The following is an 11847-nucleotide window of genomic DNA, read 5'->3' on the forward strand; positions in this document are numbered from 1 at the left end:
CCCTTCAGTCCTTGCGGCGCAGCGCCAGCAGGGCCGTGAGTGCCGCTGCCAGCAGCCAGGGGGTGCCGGGTTCGGGCACGTCGGCCGGCTTGGTGGCGTCGGGCAGCGTGCTGTCCGGGAGCAGCGGCCTGGCCGGGTCGGTCTTCGGAATGAAGGGATCGGGATCGGAAGGGGGCACTTCGTCCGGCTGCGCCGGCGTGTCGACCGCCACCAGAATCGGCGGCGCCGATCCCCTGACGGGGTCGGTCGCGCTGCCGCTGCCGACGCTCGTGCCGGGCTGGACGGTCCAGCCGGTGGACAGCAATCCCATGTTGCGCAAGTCGCCGAACCGGGGCGCCAGCCCGAGGCCGCCGGCGTCGAGCGGCGCGCGCCACGATGCGGCCTGGCTGGCGCCCGCCGTGGAGACGAAAGGAACGCTGCTGGCCTTGGCGGTGTTCGTGACCGCGTCGCCCAGTTCGGGTCCGCCGACCGTCACCAGCGCGCCGTTCTCTTCCTCGACGCCTTCCGCAAAGGAAGCTTCGAGCAGCTCCAGGTCGGGATCCTGCGCCTCGACCGGGAAGCGGGCCACGTCCGAGATCCGGTTCGCGCAGCGGGCGCGCATCTCGTTGCGCCCGTCGGTGTACAGGGTTTCGCCGGCCTTGAGCATGACTTTTTTCGCCGTCCAGTAGACCTGGTCGCCCTTGCGGTAGGAAACGTGCACGGCGCGCGGCGCAGCGACCGTGACGGGACGCGCACTGGCGACGTCGAAACTGGCGTAGTGCGCGGCGACGACCTTGTCGGTGCGGACGATCCGCACCAGTTCGGCCTGGCTGGCGACGCCGCCCGGCACCACCGAATACGGGTAGACGATGCGGGCAGGGCGCTGCTTGCCGGATTCGGCGGGCGCGGCGGCCAGCAGCTGGGGAGCCGGTGCGGCTATCGATGTCACCCGGATCGGCTCTGGCTGCTGCATGCAGACCGCAGCCAGCGCGCACACGGCGAAGCTCGCCAGCACGCCTGCCGTCAGGCGGCGTCGGAGCCGGGCGCGTTGCCCGAGGCGCAAGGTGTAGCGGTAGCCGCGATTCATGCTGATCCGTGAGTAGGAGTTGTCCTACAGCATAAAGCGTTACCGTTAGTAAATCCAGAGCCCGACCGGAAAAGATCCGATTTCTGTTGTTAATCGGTCAACCGGGCTTGCCGGCGGCCGGTCGGCCGCGCTTCCGGGAATGCATCAGCATCGCTAGGAAGGCCGCGCCGGCCAGCCAGGCGCTGGACGGTTCGGGGACGTCGGACGGCGGCGAATCGAGCGCAGGATTGGGCGGCGTCGGCTGGCCGGGATCGGGCCTGGGCACGAAGGGCTCGGGATCGACGAGCGGCGGCGGCAACGGATCGCCCGGGCCGGTGTCCAGCAAGGGATCGGGCTGCACGCTCGTCCAGTGCGCCAGCGGCGGCGGCGTGAGCGAGGCCAGCAACTGGGTGTCCGGCAGATGGACCGCCAGCGGCGGCAGGCCCGGGTTGGCGAACCAGCCCATCGGCGGCCAGGACAGGCCGGGTGCCGGCGAGCCGGCTATCGGCGGACGGGACGGCTGCGGGGTCGGGGCCGGGGGCGGGTTGGCCGGCCCACTCGGCAGGTGGGGCTGCCTGCCCAGTCCCGGCACATCGTCCTCGAAGTCCGGCATGCCGACAAAGGCGATGCTGCTGCCGTCTCCTGCCGGTTCTTCCTTGACCAGCAGGTCGAGCGTCTCGGGGCTGGGCGCGTCCTGCTCGACCGGGAAGCGGGGCTGGTCCGAGATCCGGTTGGCGCAGCGCGCACGCATCTCGTTGCGGCCATCGGTGAGCAGGGTCTCGCCCGACTGCAGCATGACTTTCTTTTTCGTCCAGTAGATCTTGCCGTCCTTGCGGTAGGAGACATATACCGCGCGCGGCGCGGATACCGTGGCCGCATACGCCCGCTCCACATCGAAGTCCGCATAATGCGCGGCGACGAGCCTGTCGCTGCGGATGACCTGTGCCAGTTCCGCCCGGTCGAGTGCGCCGCCCGGCACGACCGAGTAGCGGTACACGCGGCGCGCGGCCGGCGTCGCGTCAAGCGCCGGGGCTGGTGCCGCCGCAACAGCGGGCATAGCGGAAAACTCCGCCAAGGTGGCGTAGGGCGCCGGTTCCGGCAGGATCGCGTAAGCGAGTGCGCCGGCGGCGATGGCAATCGACACGCCCGCCAGGGCGCGGCGCTGGAAACGAAGCCGCTGCTCGAGACGGCGAGAATAAGGGTAAGTGCGTGGATACGAACGGTCCATGGACAGGCCCAAGTAGGATCGGTCCTACAGGGTATGTCATCAGGAAATTCTATTCGATCTCAAAACAGCAATATCGATAATAAAATATGCTTAAAAGATAGTAACGTGGGGGAAACGCGACGTTATCTGCGCTTAAAATGATTTCAGGAAATACGAGTTGATGGGAGGCAAATCCAGTTCCCGCCTTACATCTTGATCACGTATTTCAGCACGAAGCCGGCGATCAGCAGGCCCGCCATCGCCAGCGACAACATCCCGTGCAGGACTTCGGAGCCGACCGACACGTCGCGCATCATTTCTTCCTTGCCGATCTTGCCGGCACGTGTCAGGACCACGGGACGCAGCAGGCCCTGCACGCCTACCAGCACCAATCCCAGGCCGATCAGCGTTTCGCCGACCAGGCCCTGGCGCAGGCCGCTCCACAGGCCCAGGCCGCCGAGTCCGAGGCCGAACAAGAACCAGAAGATGCGCGAGCCGGTGTAGCGCGAGAATTTGGAGGTCGTCATGGTGAGAGCCGTGCTGTCGAAACCGCAATTATACGGGGGCGGCGGCGCGCGACCGCGGCCTGAGCATCACCAGCGCCAGCGAAGCCACCACCAGCGCGATCCCGGCCCACTGCCAGGGCGTGACGGTCTCGCCGAGGAACAGCATGCCGGCCGCGATGCCGACCGGCGGCACCGCCAGCGAAAAGGGCGCGACGCGGTTGACCGGATGGCGCTTCAATAGGCCCGTCCACATTGCATAGCCGAGGATGGTGGCGAACCAGCCGAGGTAGGCCATGGACGACCAGGCGGTGAGCGAGACCGCTGCCAGGTCCCAGCTGGTGGAAGGTGGATCGAAGGCCAGCGAGAGCGCGATGAAAGGCAGGATCGGCACCATCGAGCTCCACACCATGAAGGGCAGGACGTCGAATTGCGGCGTGCTGCGCTGGGCGATGCGCACCACGATGTTCGAGGCCGCCCACATCGCCGCGGAGGCTACGCTCAGCACGAAGCCCATCAGCGTCACCGTCGAATTGCGGCCGAGCGCATCGACGCACAGGCACGCGAGACCCAGGGCGGCGATGCCCATCGCGGCCTGCAGGCGCCGCTCGATGCGTTCCTTCAGGATCAACGCCGCGAACAGGGCGGTAAAGAACACCTGCATCTGCAGCATCACCGGCGCCAGCGAGGCCGACATGCCGGCGCGCAGGGCCAGGAACAGCAGGCCGAACTGGCCGACCCCCTGGAACAATCCGTAGAGGATCACCCAGCGCGCGGCCAGCTTCGGCGGACGCACGAACAGCAGCAGCGGCAGCAGCGCGAACAGGTAGCGCCCGGCGCCGAGCTGGAAGGGCGTGACTTCGCGCAGGCCGAGCTTCATGGCCACGAAGTTGGTGCCCCAGACCAGCACGACGCACAGGGCGGCGGCGTAATCCCGCCCTTCGAGCGCCCCCGGTTCACGCATCAGTGCGAATGCCCGCCGCCGAGATAGGCTGCCACCACCTTCGGATCGTTTTTCAGGCTCTCCGCCGGGCCGTGCACCGAGATGCGCCCGTTCTCCAGCACGTAGCCGTAGTCGGCCACATTCAGCGCGGCGGCCGCGAACTGCTCGACCAGCAGCATGGTCACGCCTTCGGATTTCAGGCGCGTGATGATGCGGAAGACTTCCTCGACCAGGATCGGCGCCAGGCCCATCGAGGGTTCGTCGAGCAGCACCACGTCCGGATTGAGCATCACGGCGCGCGCCATGGCCAGCATCTGCTGCTCGCCGCCGGAGAGCGTGCCGGCCAGCTGGTTGCGGCGCTCCTTCAGGCGCGGGAACAGGTCCATCGCCTTGTCGAGGTCGCGCTGGACGTCGCCCTTCGGACGCGCACGGGTGAAGCGCGGGAAGGCGCCCAGCAGCAGGTTGTCGGTGACGCTCATGGTGGCGAACACGCGCCGTCCTTCCGGCGAGTGGGCCAGGCCCGCGCGCGCGATGCGGTGCGAGTCCAGGCCCGTGATGTCGCGGCCGCCGAGCGTGATGCTGCCGGCCTTCGGCTTGATCATGCCGGAGATGGCGCGCATGGTGGTGGTCTTGCCGGCGCCGTTCGAGCCGATCAGGGTAACCAGTTTGCCTTGCGGGACGTCGAGCGAAATGCCGTGCAGGACCTGCACCTTGCCGTAGGCCGCTTCCAGGTTTTGTATGGATAACATGGTCGGTCTCCTTATACCGCGGCCGTGGCCGATGGGGTGGCTTCGCTGGCGCCGCCGAGATAGGCCTCGATCACTTTCGGATCGGCCTGCACGCTGGCCGGCATCCCTTCGGCGATCTTCTGGCCGAAGTCGAGCACGGTGACCGTGTCCGAGATCGACATCACGACGTCCATGTGGTGCTCGATCAGGATGATGGTGATGCCGTGGTCGCGGATCTTGCGGATGATCGCCATCAGCTCGCGGATGTCGGGCGCGGTCAGGCCCGCGGCCGGTTCGTCGAGCAGCAGCAACTGCGGATTCAGGCCCAGCGCGCGGCCGATTTCCAGCAGGCGCTGCTTGCCGTAGGGGAGGTTGCGCGCCTCCTCGTCGGCGAGATCCGAGAGACCCACGAATTCGAGGATGGCCGCTGCGCGCTTGCGTGCCGCCGCTTCCTCGCGGCGCTGGCGCGGCGTCGCCACCATGGCGTCGAACACGGTCGAACGGAAGGTGTGGTGCAGGCCGACCAGCACGTTCTCTGTCGCCGTCATCTCGCCGAACAGCTGCACGTTCTGGAAGGTGCGCGCCACGCCGCCGAGCGCGATCTGCGAGGGCGTACGTCCCGTGATCGGCTGGCCGGCGAACACGACGCCGCCCGCGGTCGGCTTGTAGATGCCGGTCAGGACGTTCATCATCGTGCTCTTGCCCGAACCGTTCGGGCCGATCAGGCCATGCACCGAGCCGCGTTTGACGTGGAGGTCGACCTGGTTCAGGGCCTTCAGGCCGCCGAACTGCATCAGGATCTGCTCGGCCCGGAGCAGGTCGCCGCCCGTATCGCGCTTCGCCACGCCTTCGAAGGCATCGGCGCTCGCGTCCGCATCCACGGACCTGGTGTGGGCCACCCGGCGGCCGAACAGCTGGCGGAAGAAGCCGACGATACCGTCCTGCAGGTAGTAGACGACGAACAGGGTCATCAGGCCGAAGATGGTCAGGCGCCAGTCGACCATGTTCTCGATCCGGTAGGACCAGACGGCGAGACCAATGGTGGCCACCAGCGGCACCAGCACCTTGCGCGGCGTCGACTTGCCGCGGGTGAGCGCGAGCGCGGAGCCGATCACGCCCAGCACGGCCGCGGCGACAGCGATCTTGCGGAACAGGGCGATGTCCGAGAGCAGGCTGGGGAGCATGACGACGATGATCGCGCCGAGGATGGCGCCGACCCGGGTCTTGCGGCCGCCCATGATCACGGCCAGCAGGAACAGGATGGTCAGCTCGAAGTTATAGGTGTTCGGCGAGATGTACTGTTCCGAGTAGGCGTACAGGCTGCCGGCCAGGCCCGCGAAGCCGGCGCTGATGACGAAGGCGTAGACCTTGTAGCGGTACACCGACACGCCCATGCAATCGGACGCGATCGGGCTGTCGCGCAGCGCCTCGAAGGCGCGCCCGATGTTCGATTTCAGCAGGCGGTGCACCAGCAGCAGCGACAGCACCATGAAGGCGGCGCACATGTAGAAGTACTCGACCTCGGTCAGTTCCTTGCCCAGCACGTGCGGTTTCGGGACCATGATGCCGAGCGGGCCTTCGGTGAGGAAGGTCATCTCGTTGATCATGATCTGGACGATGGTGCCGAAGGCGAGCGTCACCATGGCCAGATACGGCCCCGTGACACGCAGTGCCGGCAGCGCCAGGATGGCGCCGAAGACGGCGGAGATGGCGATGCTGGCGGGGACGGCGAGGAACCAGGGCGCGCCCAGCTTCATCACCAGGATGCCGGTGACGTAAGAGCCGACGCCGAACAGGCCGGCGTGGCCGAGCGAGACCTGGCCGGTGTAGCCGACCACGATATCCAGGCCGAACAGCAGGATCGCGTAGATCAGGATGGTTTCGGCCAGGTGGATGTAATACGGGTTGGTGAAGACGTGCGGGTACACGGCCAATACGATCAGGCCCAGCACGCTGGCAATCAGGAGCGGTTTCGATTTTGTCATGTTCAGACTTTCTTGATCGCGGCCTTGCCGAACAGGCCCGACGGTTTCACCGCCAGCACCAGCAGCAGCAGGATCAGGCCCGGCACTTCCTTGTAGCCGGTCGAAATGTAGTAGCCGGTCGCGGTTTCGGCGATACCGAGGATCAGGCCGCCGACGATGGCGCCCATGCCGGAAGTCAGCCCGCCGATGATCGCCACCGCAAAGGCTTTCAGGCCGAGCGAGGCGCCCATGGTGGCGCTGGTCAGCGTCAGCGGCGCGATCAGGGCGCCGGCAAAGGCGGCCGTGGCCGAGGACAGCGCGTACGAGAAGGTGATCACGCGGCCCGTGTTAATGCCCATCAGGCCGGCGGCGTCGCGGTCGTTCGAGGTGGCGACGACCGCCTTGCCGTAGATCGACTTGCGGTTGAACAGTTCGACGGCCAGCATGATCGCCAGCGCGCCGATGATCACGGCCACCTGCATCGGCTGCACGTTGGCGCCCATGAACTGGAACGGGGTCGAGGACAGCGGCGAAGGGAAGGGCAGCACGTCCTTGCCCCAGATGTTCTCGGCCACGTTCTTGAAGATGATGGCCAGTGCGATGGTGGACATGATCCAGCCGAATTCGGACTTGATCTTGATCGCCGGACGCACGCCGATCCATTCGACGAACATGCCCTGCAGCGCGCCGAAGACGATCACCAGCGGGATCATCAGCACATAGCTCATGTAGGGGCCGCCGTGGATGCCGCCGACCAGGGACAGGCCGACCAGGGCGCCCAGCATGAGGGCTTCGCCCTGGCCGAAATTGAGGGTACCGGAAGTGGCGAAGGTAAGTTGATAGCCGAACGCGACAACGGCATAGATCATGCCGAGCGCGATTCCGCTGAAGACCAGCTGCAAAAGGATATCCATGAATTCACCTGAAGAAGACGCACAGGCTCAGGGCCCGGCGCCTCCGGTCAACAAGAAAATGGCCAGTCAGGACGATCCCGGCTGGCCACGATCAGCGAATCTACCGCTGCCTTACTTGGCGTGGATCACGCGGCCGCCGCGCACTTCGCCGAACACGGTGTTGTTGAAGTTGATGGCTTCGTGGTCGGCCTTGCTGTACGGCTTCTCGTAGGTGGTGACGACGCCTTCGACCTTGGTGTTCAGGTTTTCCAGCGCGGCGACGATCTTCGGACCTTCGGTCGAATTGGCCTGCTTCATGGCCGCGGCCAGCAGGTAGATCGAGTCGTAGCCCTGGGCTGCCGACACGGCCGACGGCATGCGGCCGCCCGGCGGGTTGTAGGCTTTCACGTAGGCGTCGATGAAGGCCTTGCGCTTGGGCGTGTTGGCGTCCTGGATGAAGGTTTGCGGCATGCGCGTGCCTTCGCCGTTCTTGCCGGCGTTGTCGACGAAGTTCGCCATCGAGAGCGTCCAGCTGCCGATCATCGGCACTTTCCAGCCCAGTTTTTCCATGCCGTTGGCGATCTGCGCCAGTTCCGGGCCGATGCCGTAGGTCAGCACGGCTTCGGCGCCGGCCTGCTTGGCCTTCAGCAGCTGCGAGGTCATGTCGACGTCTTGCAGGTTGTATTTCTCGACGGCGACCGGCTTGATGCCTTTCTTCTCGAGCGCCTTTTCGAGGTCGGCGCGGCCCAGCTGGCCGTAGTTGGTCGAGTCCGCCAGGATCGCGACCTTCTTGAAGCCGCGGCGGCCGATCGCCTCGTCGACGATCATCTGCGACTGGATGGCGTCGCTGGCCGAGTTGCGGAAGACGAAGTTGGTCGGCTGGGTGGCGAACTGCTGGGTGATGACGGAGCCGGTGGCGACGTTGTTCATCACCGGGATCTGCGCCTGCTGGTAGAAGCGCTGCGAGGCCAGGGCGACGCCGGTGTTGATGTAGCCGACGGTGGCGACGACGCGTTCCTTGTTGATCAGTTCCTGGGCGATCTGCACGCCGCGCTCGTTCTTCGCTTCGTCGTCGCGCTCGACCAGCTGGATCTGGCGGCCGAGGACGCCGCCGGCGGCGTTGATCTCGTTGACGGCCAGCTTGACGCCGTCACGCATCGAGACGCCCATCGGCGCCGAACCGCCCGTGAAGGGACCGGACACGCCGATCTTGATCGGCTCCGCAGCCATGCCCGACATCGAAAAACCCAGTGCTACACCTGCAACCAATGCTTTCAACTTGAAATTCATCGCCGTCTCCGTAGTGTGTTTTTAGTGATGCATGACGTGGTACCCGGCGCGGAAAAATGCCGCTATCGGGCCATCGACCGACCCATTGTAGGATAGCAATTGGCCAACAGCAATCGATTGCTATGACGCATTGCACCATGCAACGTAGATAACACTTTGTAAGAAATTGGTAAGGAAATGCGCGTATAAAGCCGCAAAATAAAAGAGGCCGCACGATTCGTGCGGCCTCCCTTTTTTGGTGCATTGTTGCGCCAGCGTGCAGCCGGCGCGAGCGGTATCAACGCCGGCGATAGCCGCCGTGGTGGCGGTGTCCGCCCCAGCTGCGTCCGAAGCTGAAGCCCAGGCCGATCGAAACCGGCGGGTACCAGAACGGATCCTGGACGTACACCGGCGCCCCGTAGACCGGCGGCGCGGCGTAGACGGGCGGTGCGCTGTAGAGCGGCTGGCCGCCATAGCTTGGTGCCGGATTGACGACGACGTTCGAGCTGGTGACGACGCCGGCATCGCCCGCACGGGCGCCGGTCCCGAGCGGCACCGGGGTCACGGAAACGGTCTGCCAGCCGTTCGGATCGGGTTGGGCATAGGCACGGGTGCCGTAGTTGGCCGGGCCCGGGCCAGGCGCGGCGCAGCCGGCCAGCACGGCCACGGCGGCAACCGAGGCAAATACGAATACGAGTTTTTTCATGGCGGTCCTCCTGATCCCGCCATCATAGTTTTATCGTGTCCATTTTGGCGCGCAATTACAGAGTGTTACACCTCGGGCCGCATCGATACAATGCGGCCTTTCCCGCGCTTTAAGCGCTCTGCTCGCTCGGTGCGGTCGCCCCCGCCAGGAAGGACGCGAGCGGCACCGCATTAGCGATCGCCTGGTAGCCCGCGTCGTTGAAATGCAGGTGGTCGCCGCTGTCGTAGGCGGGCAGGATGCGGGTCGGCTGCGCCGGGTCGCGGACGGCCGCGTCGGTATCGAGCAGGGCATCGAATTCGCCGCTGGCGCGCATCCAGTCGTTCACCGTGCGCCGCAAGCCTTCCAGCACCGGGTGATAGGACGAGAAGCCTTCGAAGGGCGTCAGGGTGGCGCCGATGACCGCGATGTCGCGCGCCTGGGCGCGCATGATCAGCTGGCGATAAGCGGCGATCATCTCGCTTGCCGGCACCGGGTTCGTGACCGAGCTGGCGCGCACGTCGTTGATGCCGATCAGCATGAGCAGGTAGCGCACGCCGCTGGTCGACAGGACGTCGCGGTCGAAGCGCTCGGGCGTGGCGTAGCCCGCGAGCAGGCCGTTCGGGTTGTCGTAGAGGAGGAAATTGCCGCTGATGCCGCGGTTCACCACGCCGATGCGCCCCGCCGCCCCCAGCGAGGACTGCAGGCGCCGCGCCAGGTAATCGGGCCAGCGCCGGTTCGTGTTGATGGTGCTGCCCTGGCCGTCGGTGATCGAGTCGCCCAGCACCACCAGGCTGGGCACGGCGGCGTCGACGTCGACCGCGGTCAGGAAGGGCCAGGAGGTGAGGTTGCGCGTCACCGGCATGGACACGGTGGAGGTATAGTCGCCGCCCGGCGACACGTAGCTGTGCTGGAGCGCGGTGTTGTGCAGGGTGGTGCCCGGCGTGCTGCCGTACAGGTACAGGCTGATGGCGAGGTCGGCCTGCGCCGGCACCGCGAAGTCGAGCGCGTCGGAAACGGCCGGCGCCCGTCCGCGCAGCGTGACCGAGGGGACGCCGCCGAAGCGCAGTTCGCGCAGGGTGCCCGGCTGGACCGCCGCGCCGCTGGCGCGCAGGGCGATGGTGGCGCGTCCGATGCGCATCGGCGCGGAGCCCATTTCGTTGGAGATCCGGATGCGCACCCGGTTGCCGCCGATGCTGGTGTGGACGATCAGGCGCAGGGTCTGGCTGGAATAGGTCTGGATGCTGGCCGCCGGCGGCGGCCCGGCCGGGGCCGCCCCCCAGGTCGTGCACCAGCGCACCGCGCTGCCAGTCTGCGCGCGCGCGGGCAGCGCGGGAACGGCCAGCGAGGCGGCCAATGAGGTGGCCAGCGCGGGACCGGCCTTCAGAAACGCACGCCGGCTCGAACCGGCTTCGGGTGCGGGTGAATCGTCGTTCATGGTCATGCTCCGTCGGACAGGTTGGCGAACCGGTGCCGCCATGCGGGGAAAATGCAGGGCGGGTTGCAATGACCAATCTAAAACCCGGGCCGTGGACGACTCAAGAGACGCACAGCAGGGGATTTGCGCTGGCGCAGACATTGTTGAGTTATGGCTTGCGTTCGAGCAATTTGATGGTGGGCACGGAGCGCCCACCCTACGGCAGGGTGGCCGAGGCCAAGGGTTGTCGTAGGGTGGGCGCCCCGTGCCCACCGGATGCCGGCGCAGCGATAGCTTAAGCAAGTCGTAGGGTGGGCGCCCCGTGCCCACCAGATGCCGGCACAGCGACAGCTTAAGCAAGCACCGCCAACACCCCATCCAGCCCGCTGAAATTGAGCGCCACATCCGCCTGCGCCCGTACCACCGGCTTGGCCCGGAACGCCACCGACAGCCCGCTCACGCCCATCATCTTCAAATCGTTGGCCCCATCGCCCATCACGATCGCGCGCGAAGTGGGTACGCCCAACTCGGCGCAGACGCGCTGCACGGTACGCATCTTTTCCTCCGCGTCGACGATGCCGCCGAGCACGCGCCCGGTCAGGCGGCCATTCTCGGTTTCGAGCACGTTGGCGTGCGTGTAGTCCAGGCCGAGGCGGGGTTTCAGGCGGTCGGTGAAGAAGGTGAAGCCGCCCGAGACCAGCAGCGTTTTGAGGCCGGCGGCCTGCACCGCGGCCAGCATGGTTTCCGCGCCGGGCGACAGGCGCAGCCGCTCGGCGTACACGCGTTCCAGCGCCGAGGCTTCCAGTCCTTCGAGCAGGGCCACGCGTCGCGTCAGGCTGGCCGCGAAATCGAGTTCGCCGCGCATCGCCGCTTCGGTGATCTCCGACACTTGCGCCTTCAGGCCCTGCATGTCGGCGATCTCGTCGATGCACTCGATCGTGATCAGGGTCGAGTCCATGTCCATCGCGACCAGCGAAAAGTCGGACAGGCTGCGGCCGGCTTCGATGAAGGTCGCGTCGACCTGCGCCGCGAGTGCCGCGGCCTGCACGGCTTCCACCACGTCGGCCGCGGCGTCCACGTCTTCGCAGCGCAGCGCGCCGGAAGACAGGGAAACCGAGCGTGCCGGCCGCGCCGGCGCCGCCAGCGATTGCAGCACGTCCTGCGAGGCCTGCGGCCCCTGTAACACCAGATTCATC

At 66.6% G+C, this 11847-nt stretch carries 11 protein-coding genes; all 11 read right to left on the reverse strand.

The genetic code is table 11. The annotated features are described in order from the left end of the window. Positions 1–4: 4 nt before the first annotated feature. The 11 genes from ACFPQ5_RS08155 to serB all read right to left on the reverse strand — a co-directional run bounded on the left by ACFPQ5_RS08155 (position 5) and on the right by serB (position 11846). On the reverse strand, positions 5–1066 hold the full coding sequence (locus tag ACFPQ5_RS08155) for a PEP-CTERM sorting domain-containing protein (RefSeq protein ID WP_379753349.1): 1062 nt from the start codon (positions 1064–1066) through the stop codon (positions 5–7). 97 nt (positions 1067–1163) lie between these two features. Next, positions 1164–2273, reverse strand: coding sequence for a hypothetical protein (locus ACFPQ5_RS08160; RefSeq protein WP_379753352.1), 1110 nt, complete (start codon positions 2271–2273; stop codon positions 1164–1166). Positions 2274–2458: 185 nt separating this feature from the next. Next, positions 2459–2779: a hypothetical protein gene (locus ACFPQ5_RS08165; protein WP_379753356.1), complete on the reverse strand. Its 321-nt coding sequence runs from the start codon at positions 2777–2779 to the stop codon at positions 2459–2461. Positions 2780–2807: 28 nt separating this feature from the next. Further along, on the reverse strand, positions 2808–3719 hold the full coding sequence (locus ACFPQ5_RS08170; RefSeq protein WP_379753359.1) for an EamA family transporter: 912 nt from the start codon (positions 3717–3719) through the stop codon (positions 2808–2810). Next, entirely contained in the window at positions 3719–4447 is a 729-nt protein-coding gene (locus ACFPQ5_RS08175; RefSeq protein WP_379753362.1) for an ABC transporter ATP-binding protein, read from the reverse strand. Before ACFPQ5_RS08175 ends, ACFPQ5_RS08170 begins: the two co-directional genes overlap by 1 nt. An 11-nt stretch (positions 4448–4458) precedes the next feature. After that, positions 4459–6411 carry a branched-chain amino acid ABC transporter ATP-binding protein/permease gene (locus tag ACFPQ5_RS08180; RefSeq protein WP_379753365.1) on the reverse strand — a complete coding sequence of 651 codons (1953 nt, stop codon included), beginning with the start codon at positions 6409–6411 and terminating at the stop codon, positions 4459–4461. Positions 6412–6413: 2 nt separating this feature from the next. Beyond that, positions 6414–7304, reverse strand: coding sequence for a branched-chain amino acid ABC transporter permease (locus ACFPQ5_RS08185; protein ID WP_379753367.1), 891 nt, complete (start codon positions 7302–7304; stop codon positions 6414–6416). A gap of 111 nt (positions 7305–7415) precedes the next feature. Beyond that, positions 7416–8573 (reverse strand): ABC transporter substrate-binding protein, encoded by a 1158-nt coding sequence (locus tag ACFPQ5_RS08190; protein ID WP_379753370.1) that lies wholly within the window; start codon positions 8571–8573, stop codon positions 7416–7418. Positions 8574–8850: 277 nt separating this feature from the next. Then, positions 8851–9258, reverse strand: a complete 408-nt coding sequence (locus ACFPQ5_RS08195; RefSeq protein ID WP_379753373.1) for a hypothetical protein — start codon at positions 9256–9258, stop codon at positions 8851–8853. Between the two features lie 109 nt (positions 9259–9367). Continuing rightward, on the reverse strand, positions 9368–10672 hold the full coding sequence (locus ACFPQ5_RS08200; protein ID WP_379753376.1) for an SGNH/GDSL hydrolase family protein: 1305 nt from the start codon (positions 10670–10672) through the stop codon (positions 9368–9370). A 331-nt stretch (positions 10673–11003) separates the two neighbouring features. Beyond that, on the reverse strand, positions 11004–11846 hold the full coding sequence (gene serB / locus ACFPQ5_RS08205; protein ID WP_379760036.1) for a phosphoserine phosphatase SerB: 843 nt from the start codon (positions 11844–11846) through the stop codon (positions 11004–11006). Position 11847 lies beyond the last annotated feature (1 nt).

It is taken from the genome of Massilia suwonensis, from assembly GCF_042655665.1.
Lineage (GTDB): Bacteria > Pseudomonadota > Gammaproteobacteria > Burkholderiales > Burkholderiaceae_D > Telluria > Telluria suwonensis.